At 63.7% G+C, this 18,234-nt stretch carries 19 protein-coding genes; 11 read left to right on the plus strand and 8 right to left on the minus strand.

What is annotated here, in order from left to right; all coding sequences use genetic code 11:
* Positions 1-151 precede the first annotated feature (151 nt).
* From HB630_RS16435 to HB630_RS16460, 6 genes are read left to right on the plus strand one after another with little or no spacing between them, the layout of a single operon-like run.
* The gene (locus HB630_RS16435) at positions 152-1,105 is read left to right on the plus strand and encodes an ABC transporter permease subunit (protein ID WP_213773320.1); all 954 of its coding nucleotides are present in this window, start codon (positions 152-154) and stop codon (positions 1,103-1,105) included.
* A gap of 17 nt (positions 1,106-1,122) precedes the next feature.
* The gene (locus HB630_RS16440; protein ID WP_213773321.1) at positions 1,123-2,010 is read left to right on the plus strand and encodes an ABC transporter permease; all 888 of its coding nucleotides are present in this window, start codon (positions 1,123-1,125) and stop codon (positions 2,008-2,010) included.
* 16 nt (positions 2,011-2,026) lie between these two features.
* On the plus strand, positions 2,027-3,094 hold the full coding sequence (locus tag HB630_RS16445) for an oligopeptide/dipeptide ABC transporter ATP-binding protein (protein ID WP_213773633.1): 1,068 nt from the start codon (positions 2,027-2,029) through the stop codon (positions 3,092-3,094).
* Entirely contained in the window at positions 3,091-3,288 is a 198-nt protein-coding gene (locus tag HB630_RS16450; RefSeq protein ID WP_213773322.1) for a hypothetical protein, read from the plus strand. The genes HB630_RS16445 and HB630_RS16450 overlap by 4 nt, the downstream gene beginning before the upstream one ends.
* Positions 3,285-4,697, plus strand: a complete 1,413-nt coding sequence (locus tag HB630_RS16455; protein ID WP_213773323.1) for an amidase — start codon at positions 3,285-3,287, stop codon at positions 4,695-4,697. Before HB630_RS16450 ends, HB630_RS16455 begins: the two co-directional genes overlap by 4 nt.
* Positions 4,694-5,680 carry an ABC transporter ATP-binding protein gene (locus HB630_RS16460; protein WP_213773324.1) on the plus strand — a complete coding sequence of 329 codons (987 nt, stop codon included), beginning with the start codon at positions 4,694-4,696 and terminating at the stop codon, positions 5,678-5,680. The genes HB630_RS16455 and HB630_RS16460 overlap by 4 nt, the downstream gene beginning before the upstream one ends.
* Positions 5,681-5,701: 21 nt before the next feature.
* Here the strand turns inward: HB630_RS16460 and HB630_RS16465 are convergent, their stop codons facing one another.
* A complete protein-coding gene (locus tag HB630_RS16465; RefSeq protein WP_213773325.1) occupies positions 5,702-5,953 on the minus strand; it encodes a hypothetical protein in 252 nt (83 codons plus the stop codon).
* A 174-nt stretch (positions 5,954-6,127) separates the two neighbouring features.
* On the opposite strand from HB630_RS16465, the gene HB630_RS16470 reads away from it, so the two are divergent.
* Positions 6,128-6,388 (plus strand): GlsB/YeaQ/YmgE family stress response membrane protein, encoded by a 261-nt coding sequence (locus HB630_RS16470; RefSeq protein WP_213773326.1) that lies wholly within the window; start codon positions 6,128-6,130, stop codon positions 6,386-6,388.
* A 93-nt stretch (positions 6,389-6,481) separates the two neighbouring features.
* Here the strand turns inward: HB630_RS16470 and HB630_RS16475 are convergent, their stop codons facing one another.
* Positions 6,482-6,898: a DUF1236 domain-containing protein gene (locus HB630_RS16475; protein ID WP_213773327.1), complete on the minus strand. Its 417-nt coding sequence runs from the start codon at positions 6,896-6,898 to the stop codon at positions 6,482-6,484.
* Positions 6,899-7,079: 181 nt separating this feature from the next.
* Here HB630_RS16475 and HB630_RS16480 point away from each other — a divergent pair, with 181 nt between their 5' ends.
* Complete coding sequence (locus HB630_RS16480) at positions 7,080-8,822, plus strand: type I secretion system permease/ATPase (protein ID WP_213773328.1); 1,743 nt, start codon at positions 7,080-7,082, stop codon at positions 8,820-8,822.
* The gene (locus tag HB630_RS16485; RefSeq protein WP_213773329.1) at positions 8,819-10,129 is read left to right on the plus strand and encodes an HlyD family type I secretion periplasmic adaptor subunit; all 1,311 of its coding nucleotides are present in this window, start codon (positions 8,819-8,821) and stop codon (positions 10,127-10,129) included. Before HB630_RS16480 ends, HB630_RS16485 begins: the two co-directional genes overlap by 4 nt.
* Before the next feature lie 156 nt (positions 10,130-10,285).
* On the opposite strand, the gene HB630_RS16490 is transcribed toward HB630_RS16485, so the two are convergent.
* The 6 genes from HB630_RS16490 to HB630_RS16515 all read right to left on the minus strand — a co-directional run bounded on the left by HB630_RS16490 (position 10,286) and on the right by HB630_RS16515 (position 16,984).
* Positions 10,286-10,768, minus strand: coding sequence for a CinA family protein (locus HB630_RS16490; RefSeq protein ID WP_213773330.1), 483 nt, complete (start codon positions 10,766-10,768; stop codon positions 10,286-10,288).
* The gene (locus HB630_RS16495; RefSeq protein ID WP_213773331.1) at positions 10,765-11,724 is read right to left on the minus strand and encodes an MBL fold metallo-hydrolase; all 960 of its coding nucleotides are present in this window, start codon (positions 11,722-11,724) and stop codon (positions 10,765-10,767) included. The genes HB630_RS16490 and HB630_RS16495 overlap by 4 nt, the downstream gene beginning before the upstream one ends.
* Positions 11,725-12,048: 324 nt before the next feature.
* On the minus strand, positions 12,049-13,158 hold the full coding sequence (gene tcuB, locus HB630_RS16500) for a tricarballylate utilization 4Fe-4S protein TcuB (RefSeq protein ID WP_213773332.1): 1,110 nt from the start codon (positions 13,156-13,158) through the stop codon (positions 12,049-12,051).
* Complete coding sequence (gene tcuA, locus HB630_RS16505) at positions 13,145-14,545, minus strand: FAD-dependent tricarballylate dehydrogenase TcuA (RefSeq protein WP_213773333.1); 1,401 nt, start codon at positions 14,543-14,545, stop codon at positions 13,145-13,147. Before tcuA ends, tcuB begins: the two co-directional genes overlap by 14 nt.
* A 77-nt stretch (positions 14,546-14,622) precedes the next feature.
* Positions 14,623-15,933 (minus strand): MFS transporter, encoded by a 1,311-nt coding sequence (locus HB630_RS16510; RefSeq protein WP_213773334.1) that lies wholly within the window; start codon positions 15,931-15,933, stop codon positions 14,623-14,625.
* Between the two features lie 151 nt (positions 15,934-16,084).
* On the minus strand, positions 16,085-16,984 hold the full coding sequence (locus HB630_RS16515; RefSeq protein WP_213773335.1) for a transcriptional regulator GcvA: 900 nt from the start codon (positions 16,982-16,984) through the stop codon (positions 16,085-16,087).
* Between the two features lie 134 nt (positions 16,985-17,118).
* Between HB630_RS16515 and HB630_RS16520 the strand changes: the two genes are divergently transcribed.
* Both HB630_RS16520 and HB630_RS16525 read left to right on the plus strand, forming a co-directional pair.
* Positions 17,119-17,322: a DUF1127 domain-containing protein gene (locus HB630_RS16520; protein WP_249780892.1), complete on the plus strand. Its 204-nt coding sequence runs from the start codon at positions 17,119-17,121 to the stop codon at positions 17,320-17,322.
* Positions 17,323-17,511: 189 nt separating this feature from the next.
* Positions 17,512-18,132 carry a GNAT family N-acetyltransferase gene (locus tag HB630_RS16525; RefSeq protein ID WP_213773336.1) on the plus strand — a complete coding sequence of 207 codons (621 nt, stop codon included), beginning with the start codon at positions 17,512-17,514 and terminating at the stop codon, positions 18,130-18,132.
* Positions 18,133-18,234 lie beyond the last annotated feature (102 nt).

An 18,234-nucleotide genomic window follows, 5' to 3' on the forward strand; every position in this document is an offset into this window, starting at 1 on the left:
CTCTCCCTTTGTGGGAGGGGGTGGCTTCGCTTCGCATAAAAGGTGCGAAGCATGGGTGCCGGATTAAATTGGTTTTGGATTAAATTGGCGGCCGGAGGCCGCCTGCGGCTGCCTCCTCCCACGCGGGAAGAAGGAAAGAACAGGGACCACCGTGCTCGTCTATATCGCCAGGCGCATCGTTTATGTGATCCCGATCGTGCTCAGCGTGGCGCTGGTGTGCTTCATGCTGGTGCATATCACGCCGGGCGATCCGCTGGTCGCGATCCTCCCCGCAGACGCGTCGCAGGAGCTCGCGAACCAGATGCGCGCCGCCTATGGCTTCGATCGCCCGCTGCCGGTCCAGTTCTGGCTGTGGCTGTGGAAAGCGCTCAATGGCGATCTCGGCCATTCCATCGCCACCGGGCGTCCGGTGCTGACCGAAGTCCTGCGCGCGGTCGGCAACACCGTGACGCTGGCGATCGCGGCTGCGATCATCGGCTTTACGCTGGGACTGTTTTTCGGCCTGATCGCCGGTTATTTCCGCGGCACATGGATCGACAGGGTCGCGACGTCGATCGCGATCGCCGGCGTCTCGGTGCCGCATTACTGGCTCGGCATGGTGCTCGTGATCATCTTCTCGGTGGAGCTGAACTGGCTGCCGGCCGTGGGCGCCGGCCCCGGCGGCTCCAGCGCCTGGGGCTGGGATTGGGATCACATCCGCTATCTGATCCTGCCGGCGGTAACGACGTCGGTGATCCCGATGGGAATCGTCACGCGCACGGTGCGCTCGCTGACCGGCGATATCCTGAGCCAGGATTTCGTCGAGGCCTTGCGCGCCAAGGGCCTGCGCGAGACCCATGTGTTCCGCCACGTCCTCAAGAACGCCGCGCCGACGGCGCTCGCCGTGATGGGCCTGCAATTGGGTTACATGCTTGGCGGTTCGATCCTGATCGAAACCGTGTTCTCCTGGCCGGGCTCCGGGCTGCTGCTCAATTCGGCGATTTTCCAGCGCGATCTTCCGCTGCTGCAAGGCACGATCCTGGTGCTGGCGTTGTTTTTCGTGTTCCTCAATCTCATCGTTGACGTCGTGCAGGCCGCGATCGATCCGCGAATCAAGCGGACCTGACCGATGAGGACAAGGCCATGAGCGCGATCACCGATGCCGCCCTGCAAGCCGCTCCCGCCGACAAGGCGCGCGGCTACTGGACAACCGTTGGCCGCCGCATTTCACGCGACAAGGTCAGCATGGCCTGCGCCGTCATTCTGGCCCTGATTTTTCTCTCGGCCGTGCTGGCGCCGTGGCTCGGGCTCGCCGACCCTTATCAAGGCTCGATGATCCACCGTCTTCGCCATATCGCCACGCCGGGCTATCCGCTCGGCAGCGACGAACTCGGCCGCGACATGCTGGCGCGCCTGGTCTATGGCGGGCGGCTGTCGCTGATCATCGGCATATTGCCGGTGATCCTTGGCTTCTTGATCGGGACTTCGCTCGGCCTGATCGCAGGTTACGCCGGCGGCAAGGTCAACACCGCGATCATGCGCACCGTCGACGTGTTCTACGCCTTTCCGTCGGTGCTGCTGGCGATCGCGATTTCCGGCGCGCTCGGGGCCGGCATCGTCAATTCGATCGTCTCGCTGACGATCGTGTTCGTGCCGCAGATCACGCGCGTGGCCGAAAGCGTCACCACCGGCGTGCGCAACATGGATTTCGTCGAGGCGGCGCGGGCCTCCGGCGCCGGCCCCTTCACCATCATGCGCGTACACATGCTGGGCAATGTGCTGGGGCCGATCTTCGTCTATGCCACCGGCCTGATCTCGGTATCGATGATATTGGCGGCCGGCCTGTCCTTCCTCGGTCTCGGCACCAAGCCGCCGGAGCCGGAATGGGGCCTGATGCTCAATACGCTGCGCACCGCGATCTACGTCAATCCGTGGGTGGCGGCGTTGCCCGGCGTCATGATCTTCGCGGTGTCGATCTGCTTCAACCTGCTCAGCGACGGCATGCGCGGTGCCATGGATATCCGGAACTGATGCCATGACTGACGCCATCAACGAAACGATCTCGCCCGTCGATCGGCTGGAGCCGGTTGAGGATGTCGGCGGCGCGGCACAGCCGCTGTTGCAGGTCGTCGGACTGACCAAGCATTTTCCGGTGCGCGGCGGCTTGTTCGGCGCGCGCAAGACCGTGCGCGCGGTCGACGACGTGTCGTTCTCCGTCGCCAAGGGCGAAACGGTCGGCATCGTCGGCGAGTCCGGTTGCGGCAAGTCGACCACCGCGCGGCTGCTGATGCATCTGATGAAGCGCGATGACGGCGAAATCATCTATGACGGCATGACGGTCGGGCGCGCTTTGTCGCTGCGCGAACTGCGTCGCGGCATGCAGATGGTGTTTCAGGACAGCTATGCCTCGCTCAATCCCCGTCTCACGATCGAGCAGTCGATCGCCTTCGGTCCCAAGGTCCACGGCATGGCCGACGCGGCGGCGCGCGCGCTGGCGCGCGAACTGCTCGGCAAGGTGGGCTTGCGGCCGGAAGTCTTCGCCAACCGCTATCCGCACGAGGTTTCGGGCGGCCAGCGCCAGCGCGTCAATATCGCGCGCGCGCTCGCTTTGTCGCCGCGGCTCGTGATTCTCGATGAGGCCGTCTCGGCGCTGGACAAATCGGTCGAGGCGCAGGTGCTCAATCTTCTGGCCGACCTCAAGCGCGAGTTCGGGCTCACTTATCTCTTCATCAGCCACGATCTCAATGTCGTCCGCTATATCTCGGATCGCGTGCTGGTGATGTATCTCGGCGAGGTGGTCGAGCTGGGACCGGTCGATCTGGTGTGGGACGCGCCGGCGCATCCTTATACGCGGGCGCTGCTGGCGGCGATGCCGTCGTCCGATCCCGACCACCGCACCGAGACGCCGCCGATCTCGGGCGATCCGCCCAATCCGATCGATCCGCCTCCCGGTTGCCGGTTTCACACCCGCTGCCCGTTTGCGGAGCCGCTCTGCGCAAATGCCGCGCCAAAATTGACCGTCCTCGATACAATGGGCCATCAGGCGGCGTGCTACATGGCCATTCCCGGTTCAGGTCACAGCCGCGCCCCGGCGAAAGGAGCCAACGCAGCATGACGAGACCGAGCCCCAAGGAGATCAAGACAATGGCGGACGTGGCCGGCGTGCCCGTGAGCGCCGAGGTCGCGACGCGCATCGCCAATTCGATCGGTCCGGCCCTCGAAGGTTTTGCGCCGATCTCCGGCACGCTGCCGTTCGATCTCGAGCCCGCAAGTTTTATTCTCGCGCAAACCGCGAAGGTTTCGAAATGAGTGCTGAACCGGCCTTGATGTCGCTGACGTCGATCGCAAAGGCGATCGCCGAAAAGCGGTTTTCCTCGCGCGAAGTCACCCAGTCCTGTCTCGACCGGATCGATCAGTGGCAGCCGCGCCTCAACGCCTTCATGGCGATCGAGGCCGAAGCGGCGCTGGCGGCGGCCGATGATGCCGACAAGGCGCTGGCAATGGGCAATCGTCGCGGCGTACTGCACGGCGTGCCCTTGGCGCACAAGGACATGTATTACGACGCCGGCAAGGTGGTGACCTGCGGTTCGAAAATCCGGCGTGATTTCACGGCCACCACCACCGCGACGGCGTTGCAGCGTCTGAAGGATGCCGGCACGGTCCGGCTCGGCTCGTTGCAGATGGCCGAATTCGCCTATGGGCCGACCGGGCACAATTCGCATTTCGGCCCGGTGCATAATCCGTGGAATGTCGATCACATCACCGGCGGCTCGTCGTCGGGATCGGGCGCCGCGGTCGCAGCCCGGCTGACCTTTGCGGCGCTGGGTTCGGACACCGGCGGTTCGATCCGGATGCCCTCGCATTTCTGCGGCGTGACCGGATTGAAGACGACCGTCGGCCGGGTCAGCCGCGCCGGCGCGATGCCATTGTCGCAGTCGCTCGACACCGTCGGGCCGCTGGCGCAAAGCGCGGAGGACTGCGCGCTGTTGATGGGCCTGCTGGCCGGGGCCGATCCCGAAGACCCGACCGCGATCGCCCTGCCGGTGCCGGATTACGTGGCGGCGACCGGGGGATCGTTGCAAGGGTTGCGCATCGGAGTGCCGACCGCCTTCTACGTCGACGATCTCGACCCGGAGGTCGCGCGGGTGCTCGACGAGACCATTGCCACCTTCAAGCGCGAGGGCGTCGAGATCGTGCAGGTCGAACTGCCCGATCAGCGCCAGCTTTCGTCGGCGGCTCAATTGGTCCTTGCGGTCGAAGCGGCCGCCTTTCACAAGCGCTGGATGATCGAACGGCTGGAGGATTACAGCCCGCAGGTCCGGATGCGGCTGGAGAACGGCCTTGCTATCCCCGCGATCACCTATCTCGAAGCGATGCGCTGGCGCGGGCCGGCTGTGTCCGCGCATACGGCAGCGACCGCCGGCGTCGATGCCGTGATCGCGCCGGTCTCGCCGGTGCCGGCTCCGACCATTGCCGAAAGCGATGTCGGCGGCGGTCCCGGCGCCGAAGCGGTGATCCAGCGGCTCACGCGCTTCACGCGGCCTGTCAACTATCTCGGTCTGCCGTCGCTGGCGATTCCCTGCGGTTTTACCCGCGGCGGCCTTCCCGTTGGGATGCAATTGATTGGCCGCTCCTTCGACGAGGCCCTGCTGCTGCGGATCGGTGCCGCGTTCCAGCGCGCGACCGATTTCCACGACCGGGTGCCGAAGCGCGCATGACCGGGCTCGTCGACATCCGCAATCTCAACATTCGCTTCGTCGGCGAACGCACCGTTCATGCCGTGAACGATTTGAGCCTTTCGCTCGGCGAGGGCGAAGTGCTGGGGCTGCTCGGCGAATCCGGCTCGGGCAAGAGCGTGACCCTGCGTGCGCTGATGCGGCTGTTGCCGAAGAAGCGGACGCAGATCTCGGGGCAGCTGAGCGTGCTCGGGCGCGACGTGCTGGCGCTCGACGAGGAGCAGCTTTCGGCCTTTCGCGGCCGGACCGTCTCGATGATCTTCCAGGAGCCGGCGCTGGCGCTTGATCCCGTCTACACCATCGGCCAGCAGATCGCCGAGACCGTGATGCGCCATGAAGGCAAGAGCCACGCCGAGGCCACGGCGCGCGCGCTCGAAATGCTGGAAGTGGTTCGCATCCCGTCGGCCAGACGCCGGCTCGATGCCTATCCGCATGAGATGTCCGGCGGCATGCGGCAGCGCGCGATGATCGCGCTGGCGCTGGCCTGCAAGCCGAAAATCCTGCTGGCGGACGAGCCGACGACGGCGCTGGACGCCACGGTCCAGATCCAGATCCTGCTGTTGCTGCGCGAGTTGCAGCGCGAATTCGGCATGTCGGTCATTTTCGTGACCCACGATATCGGCGTGGCGATCGAAATCTGCGACCGTGTCGCGGTGATGTATGCGGGCCAGATCGTCGAGCAGGGTACGCTCAGGCAGATCGTCCGCTCGCCGGTTCATCCCTACGCGCGGGGCTTGCTGGCCTCGACCATCCACGGCGCCAAGCGAGGCGAGCGCCTGGAAACCATTCCGGGGACGCCGCCGTCGCTTGACACGGCGCCGGCAGGTTGCGCGTTCGCACCCCGCTGCGGTTTCGTCCAGCCGCGCTGCGTCGAGCAGCTTCCGCCCGATGTGGAGATCGGGCCGGGACGACGCGCAAGATGTATCCTGGCTGAAGCTTCCGGGGCTATCGCCGCCGCGACGTAGCATCGCGGATGGGCCGCATCGCTAATATCGGCCGGCAAGGCAGGAATCGGCCCAGCGTTCTATCTCGGAAGCGCCGACGACGCATTTCGGTTGATGCGGATTGATCGTCCCCGCACTGGCGGTCCAGCCCTTTGCCAGGATCTGCATGGCGAACAGCTTGGCGTCGATTTCCGACTTGAACGTCCGTGTCGATCGCGCACATGGCTCTGTTGTGCCGCTGTCCGCATCCTTGTCCGGCCCAAAGGCCACGTACCAAATATCCGGTTGCGTCATGCCGGGATAACGCCGAAGCCGCGCCAAAGTTTCGCCTTCATTGAAAATGGGCCGGCCTACGCTGTGGAAGACATCCTCGACCCCACCGAAATTCGCGCGATGGGGGTCGTCACGTCAGGCGATTATGGCTAGTTTGCCGCCGCGCGCCGGTGCGGCGCGTGCAGGGGGAACTTTATGTACATATCGAATGAAGGTCTTCTCGTTATTCTGTTCGTCGGTCTGGTCGCGGGCTGGCTGGCCGGCAAGATCGTGCGCGGAACCGGTTTCGGCATCATCGGCGATATTCTTATCGGTATCGCCGGCGCGCTGGTCGCAAGCTATTTGTTTCCCCGGCTCGGCATCCATCTGGGGGCGGGTCTCGTCTCGGAAATCATCTATTCCGCGATCGGCGCGGTCCTGCTGTTGTTGATCGTGCGGCTCTTGCGCCGTTTCTGATCCGGCGGCGCGCCTCCGTCGCTCACGCATTCAGTTGAAAAAGGGGCCGTCCGGAAGGACGGCCCCGATTGATTTTTCACATCGGCGATCGTGCTATTCGACGATCTCGACAATGCGATGGGTCCGCGGGTCGACCAGAACCGTGCGGTCGTTCACGACAGTATAGCGATAGTCATGGACGCCATATTCCGGCGGCACGTCGTAATAGGTGACGCCGGCTTCAGGAAGCACGGCGCCAACCCGTACATCCTCGCCATAATGGTAGGAGGGGACGTGCCGTTCGACGACATAGCTGCGAAAACGCGGCCGTTGATCGACGCCCAGAACCCCGGCGACGCCACCCACCACGCCTCCCACGACACCGCCGACCACGGCGCCGACAGGACCGGCGGCGCGGTCGCCTTCTCTTGAGCCTCGTTCAATTCCGCCAGGAACCCCCTGGGCTTGCGCGACGGCGGGAAGTGCGATGGTGGCGGCAAGGACGGTAATTCCGATAAAGCGGCGGATCATGATATCTCCCGGTCTGCGTTGAGGTCGGGATACAAGCGATCCAGGCCCGATCAGTTCCTTCCAAGAGCCTTAAACCGGTTGGAGCCGTTCGCCGCATTTAGGTTAATTCGACTTAAATGGACGCTGACCGGAAACCCCGGTAAAATGGGGTTCCAGTATTTTATTGAAGAGATTTCAGTAGATGGCAGCCGCTCCCGGTGTCCGGCGCTCCGAACTCGGTGATGCGTTGCGGGCCTGCCGCAGCGCCTTCATCGGCGTCGGCATCATGAGCTGCATGATCAATGTGCTCTATCTGACCGGCTCGCTGTTCATGCTGGAGGTCTATGACCGGGTGCTTCCGAGCCGGAGCGTGCCGACGCTGATCGGTCTGGCGATCCTCGCCGGCGGCATGTATTTTTTCCAGGGTGTTCTCGATCTGATCCGTGGGCGAATTCTCGGCCGTGTCGGAACCGCGCTGGATGAATCACTCAATCGCCGGGTGTTCGAGACCGTCGTCCGCCTGCCACTCACCGTCGGCGGCCGTAACGACGGCTTGCAGCCGTTGCGCGATCTGGACGCCGTTCGCTCCTTCCTCTCGGGCATGGGGCCCGGCGCCTTCTTCGATCTTCCGTGGCTGCCGTTCTATCTCGCGATCTGTTTCGCCTTCCATGTCATGATCGGCCTGACGGCGCTGGTCGGCGCCATCATTCTCGTCAGCCTCACCATCGTCACCGAATACATGTCGCGCGCGCCGGCACGCGAGGCGACCGGGCTGGCGGCGCGCCGCAACGATCTCGCCGCCACCAGCCGGCGTAATGCCGAGGTGCTGGTCGCGATGGGAATGTCCGGGCGCATGACCAGCCGCTGGATCGGGGCCAACCAGAATTATCTGGCCGGCAATCAGCGCGCCAGCGACATCACGGGAGGTCTCGGCGCCATCGCCAAGGTGCTGCGCATGACCTTGCAATCGGCGGTGCTTGCCGTGGGCGCCTATCTCGTGATTCATCAGGAAGCCACCGCGGGCATCATCATCGCCGGCTCGATCCTGAGCGCGCGGGCGCTGGCTCCGGTCGATCTGGCGATCGCACACTGGAAAGGTTTCGTCGCCGCGCGCCAAAGCTGGCATCGCCTCAGCCGGCTGCTCGAGCAGATGCCGGCGCGGTCCGGGCAAATGCAGCTGCAGGATCCGTCGAGCCGGTTGTCGGTCGAGGGCGTCAGCATCGTGCCGCCGGGCGATCAGAAGGTCATCTTGCAGGACATCACCTTTGCGCTCGAGGCCGGGCAAGGATTGGGCGTGATCGGGCCGAGCGGATCTGGCAAGTCTTCGCTGGTGCGCGCGCTGGTCGGCGTGTGGCAGCCGTTTCGCGGCAAGGTGCGGCTCGACGGCGCGGCGCTCGACCAATGGTCGTCGGACGCGCTCGGCCGTCACATCGGCTATCTGCCGCAGGATGTCGAACTGTTCGCCGGCACCGTCGCCCAGAATATTTCCCGTTTCGATCCCGAGGCAAGTTCGGACAAGATCATCGCGGCCGCCAAGGAAGCGGGCGTGCATCAGATCATCGTCAAGATGCGCGACGGCTACGATACCCAGGTCGGCGAGCAGGGTACCGCGTTGTCGGCCGGTCAGGCCCAGCGCGTGGCGCTGGCGCGCGCGCTTTATGGCGATCCGTTCCTGATCGTGCTCGACGAGCCGAACTCCAATCTCGATACCGAAGGCGACGAGGCGCTGACGCGGGCCATCCGTGCGGCGCGTGAGCGCGGCGCCATTGTGGTGGTGGTGGCGCACCGGCCGATCGGGATCGAGGCGGTCGATCAGCTTCTGGTGCTGCGGGAAGGCCGTATGCACGCCTTCGGGCCGAAGGAGACGGTTTTGGGCCAGGTGCTGCGGGTTGCGCCGCCGCCGCCGATCAAGATCGTTTCCGAAGGCGGAGTCGCCAAATCATGAGCGGCAGCAAAACGCTGGGAGCGCGTGCCTCGATCCGGCTGCATTTGATCGTCGGCCTGACTTTGGTGGTCCTGCTTGCCGGCGGCCTCGGCGGCTGGGCGTCGACCGCCGAGATTTCGGGCGCGCTGATCGCGCCGGGACAGATCGTCGTCGAATCCAGCGTGAAGAAGGTCCAGCACCCGACCGGCGGCGTGGTCGGCGAGTTGCTGGCGCGCGATGGCGATATCGTCAAATCCGGCCAGGTGGTGGTGCGGCTCGACGACACCGTGACCAAGGCCAACCTCGCGATCGTCACCAAGAATCTCAATGCTTCGTTGGCGCGGGCTGCCCGGCTCGAGGCCGAGCAGCAGGGCCGCGACGAGATCACGTTTCCCGCAGCCCTGCTCGATCGCGCCGATGACCCTGACGTCAAGGATGTCATGGCGAGCGAGGCCAAATTGTTCGAGGTCCGCACCACGGGCCGGGCCGGACAGAAGGCGCAATTGCGTGAACGGATCACGCAGCTCAATGAGGAGATCGCCGGCCTCGACGCGCAGGAAAAAGCCAAGGATCAGGAAATCGCACTGGTGAATCAGGAACTGGTCGGGGTTCGCTCGCTCTACGATCAGCATCTCGTGCAGTTGACGCGCCTGACCACGCTCGAACGCGACGGTGCCCGGCTGGCGGGCGAACGGGCGCAGTACATTGCCTCGAAGGCCCAGGCCAAGGGCAAGATCACCGAGACCGAATTGCAGATCATCCAGGTCGACAAGGACATGGTCAGCGACGTCTCCAAGGATTTGCGCGAGACCAACGACAAGATCGGCGAATATGTCGAGCGCAAGGTGACGGCCGAGGACCAGTTGCGCCGGGTCGACATCCGCGCGCCGCAGGACGGCATGGTCGAGCAATCGACGGTTCATACCGTCGGCGGGGTGATTTCGGCCGGCGACGCCATCATGATGATCGTTCCGCAGGCCGACGATCTCCAGGTCGAAGCCAAGGTCAATCCGCAGGACATCGACAAATTGCAGATTGGCGAAAAAACCCTGCTGCGGCTGTCGGCCTTCAACCAGCGCACCACGCCGGAACTGAACGGCGTCGTCACCCGCGTTTCGCCCGACGTCACCACCGATCAGCGCACCGGACAGTCCTATTACACCATCCGCGTCTCGATGCCGCCGGAACAGGTCGCGCGTCTCGGCGAAGTCAAACTGATCCCCGGCATGCCGGCGGAAGCCTTTGTGCAGACCGGCGACCGCACCATGCTGTCCTATCTCGTCAAGCCGCTGCGCGACCAGTTGATGCGCGCGTTCCGGGAAAGGTAATTTCCCGATGGGAATCGAAAAACGTAGCCAACGCTCGTTTACCTCTCCCGTAGGGAGAGGTCGGATCGCGTTAGCGATCCGGGTGAGGGGTTGCTATCCATCGATAGAGCGTAACCTCTCACCACGGATTCAGCTCTTCTTGAAACAAGCCTCGTTTCACCGCGACAGGTTTTTCAGCAGGAAATTGAGCGCCGTCGCGGCAAACACCTGCATGTTGCCGAGCCGGTCGCTGCTGCCGGTTTCGAGCGTCATCGCAACCGTCTCGATCCCTGCGATGCCGATGCAGCTATGGCCGGCGGCGTCGCCGTAGCGATTTCCCGTCGGCCCCGTCGCGCCGGTTTCGGACAATCCCCAATCGGCGGAAAAGCGCTCGCGCACCCGGTCCGCCAGCAATTTGGCGTAGGGCTCCGATGACGGGCGAAGCCCTTTCATCACGTCGTCCTGGATGTCCATCAGGATCCGGCGGCCGTCGCGGGTGTAGACCACCGCACCGCCAAGGAAATAGGCCGACGCGCCCGGTACAGCGAGCAGCGCGGCCGAGATCAGGCCGCCGGTTGAGGATTCCGCGACCGCAATGGTCTGTTTTCGCTCGACCAGTTTGGCGGCGATCCGCTCGGCGATGATAACCAGATCCTTCATGATGCGCCTTTCCTGTTGTCTGTCCTTGCGTCGTTCTTGTCGGCCAGGGAATGATAGACGACGCGAATGAAGTTCTTGCCGGCAAGATCGTTCATCGCCCATTTCGCGTCGAGATCGGCGAACGGTTTTGCCGCCACGACATCGTCCTCGCTCTTGCCGTCCTTGACCAGCTTCGCCATGCGGTCACGCGCCGTGACCAGCATCTTTCGGTATTCCACCAGCGCCGCCTTGTCGCCGAGCGGTCCGTGGCCCGGCACGATGCGGGTCTTGTCGTTGACGATCTTGAGGTAGGCATCGGTGGCCGCGATCATGCCCTTGATGTTTCCGCCATTGGCGAAATCGATATTGGGGTAGCGTCCGTTGGTGAAGGTATCGCCGGTCGACAGCACGTTGGCGGTCCTGAACCAGACATAGGTGTCGCCGTCGGTATGCGCGTTGGCGATATGTTTGAGATCGGCGACGCGGCCGCGGAGCCTGATGTGATAGGCGTCGGTATAGGTTTTCGTCGGTAGTGCGTCCGCCGGCGCCGGCGGCGTCTTGACGCCGGTCAGCCAGTTGGTGGTGCCGGCGGCCAGCCTGTTCTTGACATTAACATGGGCGACGATGGCGACGCCGTCCTTGGCAAACAGCGCGTTGCCGCCGGTGTGATCGCCGTGGAAATGGGTGTTGATGAGATATTTGACCGGCTGGTTGGAAACCGCCGAGATCGCCGCCTTGATCTTGTCATGCAGCGGCGCGAATTCTCCATCGACCATGATGATGCCGTCGCCGGCGACCGCCACGGTGATATTTCCGCCCTGGCCCTCCAGCATGTACATATGATCGCCGAGATCGGTGGTCTTGATCTCGACCTTGGAGAAGTCGGGCGGCGGCGGTGCGGCGGGCGCCGGTTGCTGGGCGATGGCTGCCCCGGCCAGCATGGTGGCGGCGATCGTTGCGATTCCAATCCGAAGCATTTCAAATCTCCCATCGCGTATTTTGCAAATTCCCTGGCACAGCACCGCATCGTTGGCCGATCTGCGGGCTGCCCGCGACCCTGCTTGAATGCGGGTCAAGAACCAAGCGGCGCGGCCAACAAGATGCCGTGATCGAAACCCCGCGCGGGTAGAAGAAAGCTGAGGCCGTCGCGGCTAGCGTCGAACATGATTACGCGGCGGTGGATTTGTATCATCGTCATTCCGGGACGCGAGTGAAACGAACGAAGCCGGAATCCAGAGGACATCGGTGCGAGATTCCGGGTTCGCTCTGCCGCGCGCCCCGGAATGATGGCGACGAGTGTCTTACGCACCATGCCCCACCATCCGCCGCTCCCGTGCATAGCGCACCAGCGCGGCGTAGCGGTAGAGTCCGTGGACGAACTTGCCATAGGGCAGGGTGATGAAGAGCGCGAACACCACGCCGAGGTGAAGCGCCAGCAGCGGGCCCATCGCCGTGGTGTCGCGCCACAGCAACAGCGCAAGCCCGCTCAGGGCCGTCAGGAACAGCATCAGGATGAAGGCTGTATCCATGCCGGTTTGCGCCCGATCCACCAGCACGGGATCGCGCTTGGCTTTTTCCGCGAGCAATCCGATCGGCCCGATCAGCAGGCCGATGCCGCCGAGCGTGCCGAGCACGACCGGCAGATCCCACCACGCATAGGGCGCCTCGCGTCCGAGCAGGTAGTGGTAGAGCGTGCCGGCGCAGGTCGCGGCGAAGCACAGCAGGAAACCGTAGAAGGTGAGGTGATGAAACATCTTGCGCCGGTCGGTCGGGTGGTCGTCCTCATTGAAGCAGCCGACGCCGCCGCCGTCGAGATAGCGCAACTCACCGGCATCCCGCATCGCCTGGAACAAGGAGCCTGCATCCGCCTTCATGCCGACAGGCTCGCCGATATCACGCCAGAACGCGCGCAGGCTCATCGATAGCGCCAGCATCGCATACACGAACGCGGCGCCGAACAGCGCGGCCATCGCGTTGTGCGGCATCAACTGGTAGAAGGCGCCGGGGCCGGTGTGGATGCCGTACAGCACTTGCGGATCGTTGAACGCGGCAAAGCCGTAGATGAACGCCGCCACGCTCAACGCGGCGATCAGGCTGATCGCAAGTCCGTTGCGCGCGAACAGGCCCGAGAATGTCCGCGGCCAGGCATAGGCGGCATAGGATTCGGCGCGCGCAATCGCCAGCGTCTGCGGGACGTTGACGTTATATTCGTGCGGCGGCGAGAACTGGCAGTCGGTGTAGCAGGCGCCGCAGGCATGGCAGAGATTGGCGAGATAATTGAGGTCGCCGTCCGAGAACGAGCGGCGCATCTCCATCGCCGGGAATACCGCGCACAGGCCTTCGCAATAGCGGCAGGAGTTGCAGACCGTCATCAGCCGGTCGGCCTCCTCGAGAATCTTAGTTCCGTGCATTTTGCGCCGCTTCCTGCCCCGCGATCCGTCCGAATACGCTGCCGATGGTCATGCCGATGCCGGCCGCGTAGCCCTTGCCCAGCACATTGCCCGCCATGATCTCGCCGGCCGCGAACATGTTGGCGGAAGGCTTGCCATCCTTCATCAGCATCCGCGCCTGCCTGTTCACGCGGGTACCGAGATAGGTGAAGGTGATGCCGGGCCGCACCGGATAGGCGTAATAAGGCGGCGTCTCGATCCGTCGCGCCCAATGCGTCTTCGGCGGCGTCAATCCGTCGGTGCGGCAATCGTCGAGAATGGTGTGGTCGAAGGTGCCGGGTTGCACCGCCGCGTTGAAATCGGCGACGGTCTTTTCCAGGGCGGCCGGATCGAGCTCGAACTGGCCTGCGAATTCGGCGATGGTGTCGGCCCTGATCGGCGGAAACAGCGTCGGCATGAAACTGGTCAGCACCGATGAATCGAAAATAATATAGGCAATCTGGTCCGGCTGCGCGGCAACCAGGCGTCCCCAGATCGCGTAACGCTTCGGCCAGATGTCCTCGCCTTCGTCGTAGAAGCGCTGCGCATGCTTGTTGACGACGATGCCGAACACCACCGAATCATGGCGGGTGATGATGCCGCCGTCGAATTTCGGCGCGCGGGCGTCGATCGCGACCGCATGGCATTGCGTGGGATCGCCGACTTCCTGGACGCCCTTGGCGAGCAGCATCTTCAGGATCGAGCCGCGATTATAGGGCGTGCCGCGGATCAGGAAATTATCGGCGGCCTCGCCCCAATATTCCTTCAGCCATTCGATATTGGCCTCGAAACCGCCGGCCGCCGCCACCAGCGCCGCGGCGCGCACTTCCGCGATGTCGCCGGCCGGCTGCTTCAGCATCGCCGAGAGGAACATGCCGTGTTCGATGATGAGGTCGGTGACTTCGGCGTCGTACAGGATATCGACGCCAAGCTGTTCGGCGGTGAGATAGAGCGCGTTCAGCATCGCCCGGCCGCCGCCGAGGAAGAACGAATTGGTCCGGCCGAGGCTGAGCGTGCCGCCGAGCGAGGGCTGCCAGCGCACGCCCTGTTCGACGATCCAGTTCAATATGTCCTTCGACTCGTGGATCATGAATCTGGCGAGTTCTTCGTCGGTCTGGCCGCCGGTAATGCGCAGCAGATCGTCAAAGAATTCCTGTTCGGTATAGGGGCCGGTCAGGATGTCGGTCGCCGCGTCATGAGCGCAGCGCATGTTGCGGGTATGGCGGGTATTGCCGCCGCGGTAGAATTTCGGCGCGCCTTCCAGCACCAGCACGGAGGCACCGGCCCGCCGCGCGCTGATCGCGGCACACAGCGCGGCGTTGCCGCCGCCGATCACCAGCACGTCAAATCTTCGGGCTAAATCGACCATGCGCTGTTGTTATCGTGTTTGGATGTAAAATCAAAACCAGCCGGCCGCGAATGGCTGACCGGCCTTTGGATATGGCATCAGGCCGCAACGGCTTCGCGGGCCTGGATGGTTTCGCCGCCGCGATAGATCGCGAGCGCAGCAAAGATCCCGAGCGCCGCCGCGCACATCAGCCAGTAGCCGGGGGACGCCTTGTCGCCGGTATGTTCGATCAGCCAGGTCGACGCAAACGGTGTGAACGTCCCGAACAGGCCCGCGGCCAGCGCGAAGGCGAGCGAGAAACAGGTGGTGCGGACATGCGCCGGGACAACTTCGACCAGCGAGCCCAGCATGGTGCCGCTATAGGTGCCGAAATAAAACGAGAACATCAATTCGACCGCGAGCATCTTGCCGAAGGTCGGCGCGGCGATCAGCCAATGCAGCGCCGGATAGGCGGTTACGAAGGACAGGATCGCGATCGTCAGCAATACCGGCTTGCGGCCGAGCCGGTCCGACACCGCGCCGCCGACCGGATTCCAGATGAAGTTGGTGACGGCGACCATCACCGTGACCAGCAGGCTGTCCTGACTCGAAAGCTGCAGCACGTTCTTGCCAAAGGTCGGCGTGTAGACGGTCACGAAATAGAACGTCACGGTGGTCAGGATCGCCATCAGCATGCCGAGCACGACGATGCGCCAGTTCGCGATCGCCGAAGCGAACACCTCGGAGGCGTTCGGATGTTTCTTCATGGCGAGAAATTCAGGCGTTTCTTCCAGCGTTCGCCGCAGCACGAAAAGAACGGGAATGATCAGGCAGCCGATGAAGAACGGAATGCGCCAGCCCCACGCCGCGACGGTGGCGGCCGGCATCATTTCGCTCAGCACAAAGCCGATGATGGAGGCGACAAAGATCGCCACCTGCTGGCTGGCGGATTGAAACGAGGTGTAAAAGCCCTTGTTGCCGGGGGTGGCAATCTCCGACAGATAGACCGAGACCCCGCCGAGCTCGACACCAGCCGAAAACCCTTGCAGCAGCCGGCCCAGCACCACGATGACCGGCGCTGCGATCCCGATGGTGGCATAGCTCGGGCAAAACGCGATTACCACGGTGCCGATGGCCATGATGCCGAGCGTAACGATCAAGCCGGTGCGGCGGCCGATCTTGTCGATATAGGCGCCGAGCGCGATCGCGCCGACGGGACGCATCAAGGCGCCCAGCCAGAACACGCCGAAGGCGTTAAGCAAAGCGGCGGTCTCGTTCTCGGCCGGAAAGAACGCTTTCGCAATCGCGCTGGCGTAAAAGCCGAACAGAAAGAAATCGTATTGTTCGAGGAAGTTGCCGCTGGTCGCGCGCAGGATGGCGCCGAGGCGGGACTTGATCGCGGGCGGCTGGGACGTGGACGTTTGCGACATTGGCGAGTCTCTCCCGGTGTCGAAGCGGCCTGTGCGGAAAGGCCCATCGCCAGCCGGCCATTGCTCTTGAAAAATCAATTTGCCATGCCGGCGCGGCGCGACCAACCGGAAAACACCGGTTCGACCGGACAGGCGCCCGCGCGGATGTTTTTCAGGGTTTGTTCTGCGCCGACGCGGCGAGCCATTGCCGGAAGGCCGACAGCTTGGGCGAATCCGCTTTGGCCTCCGGCGAGACCAGATAGAAGCCCGCATCCACCGGCAGCGCGATCTTGAAAGGAACCACCAGCCGGCCCTTGGCGATATCGCCCGCGACATAGGTGGTTCGGCCCATCGCCACCCCGATGCCGTCGATCGCGGCCTGCACGGTCATGAAGATCAGGTCGAAGGTCAGCCCCGGCTGTTTCGAGATATCGGCCGGCAGCCCGGCGGCGGTGAGCCATAGCCGCCAATCATCGTCATAGCCGCCGCTGCTGTGCAGCAGGGTATGATGAAACAGATCTTGCGGGCGCTTCAGCGGCCTGTTGCCCTTCAATAGCGCCGGGCTGCATACCGGAAACAATTCATCGCCCATCAGCCAGTCGGCGCGCAAGCCGGTCCAGTGACCGCGGCCGTAGCGGATCGCAGCGTCGACATCGCCATTCCGGAAATCGACCAGCGCGGTCGAGGTGGTGATGCGGACATCGATGTCCGGATGCGCTGCCTGAAACGATGAAAGCCGCGGCAGCAGCCACTTCGCGGCGAACGATGCCAGCGTGGAGATCGTCAGCACCTGCTCATTGTCCCTGCGCAGCAGCCGGTCGGTCGCCAGCCGCAGGTCGTTGAAGGCGGCGCGTATCCCCGGCAGGTAATCCCTGGCCTCCGGCGTCAGTGTCAGCGCGCGGTTCTGCCGGATGAACAGCCGAACGCCCAATTCCTCTTCGAGCCGCCGGATCTGATGGCTGATCGCGGTTTGGGTGACGTTCAGTTCGGACGCGGCGTGGGTGAAGCTCAAATGCCGGGCCGCGGCCTCGAATGCGCGCAACCCGTTGAGAGAAGGCAGCCTCGCGCTCATTTGCCGCTCCCCGCGCTAGGTCAAGGCTGTCAGATACATGAAGTTATCTCATCTGAACGAATAGAAAGTGTCGTTTGTGCAGATGCGAAATAGGACAGATATTTGAGATAGAAGGTTAGCTTTTGGAGGCTTCAATGTCCATCCAGCCGCATCATCGGATGATAAATCATCATGATACCGGGCTTTTAGCGTTGCTCGGCGAGGCGCTGCATCAGTGGCGGGAGCGTCGGCGGCAACGCCGGGAACTGACTCATTGGACCGAACGCGACCTGCACGATGTCGGTCTCTCCTGGAGCGACCTCGTTCGCGAGACCGGGAAGCCGTTCTGGCGGGGTTGAGCAGCACGACGCGCGAGCCAACCGGATGTCGGTTTTGAGTCCGGCCGCGCCTCTGAAAGTAAATGGCGCAAAACAAATGGCGCATGGATCCTGTCGCCAAACCGCTCGCGTTTTGGCGGATCATGCGCTGCCGGCGCCGCCTCGTCCGAGGGGCGCCGGCAGACTTTTCGGACTTTGCAGGAGCGCACGATGACGGCTCTGCGGATCGACGATTTCAGGCAACATTCCGATATCCTGCGCTTGCGCAGGGGAGATCAGGTCACGCTGCGTTTCGTCGAGCCGGGCGATGCGGAGGAATTACAGAACTATTTCCGTTCGCTGTCGATCTATTCCCGCTACAACCGCTTTCTCGGCGCGATCAGGGAGCTGCCGCGCAACCTGCTCGATCGTTTCATGCGGGTCGGCGAGCGCGACGAATTCAGCGTCGTCGCGACCGTGAGGATCGACGGGTTTGACACCATCATCGGCGAAGCTCGCTACGCCTTCCATGCCGGCACGGACAATGTTGAATTCGGGCTGTCGATCGACGACCGCTGGCAAGGCCGGGGCATCGGCACGGCCTTGCTGAAGAATCTCGAATGCCGCGCCGCCGCGCTCGGCGCGGGTCGTCTGTTCGGCGACACGTTGCGTTCCAACGGCGTCATGATCGGGCTCGCCCGCAAATCGGGCTACGCCCTTGCGCGCAATTCCGACGACTGGAAGCTGGTGCGCTTCGAAAAAACCATCGATGCCGCTCCGCAAGGCATTCCCTGCGCCAGTTGGCAACTCGCGGCGGCCTCCCGGCATCCGGCGGTGGCGTCGCCAGTGTGAGAAAAGATCCCGGCCCTGTTCGGGCCGGGCTTTGCGCTTGATGCGATCATCGCCGCCGCTTGCATCTCCGGCGCATCAGTCGGCCTTTCATCGAAATCCATA

This window comes from Bradyrhizobium sp. dw_78, from assembly GCF_018449525.1.
Lineage (GTDB): Bacteria > Pseudomonadota > Alphaproteobacteria > Rhizobiales > Xanthobacteraceae > Bradyrhizobium.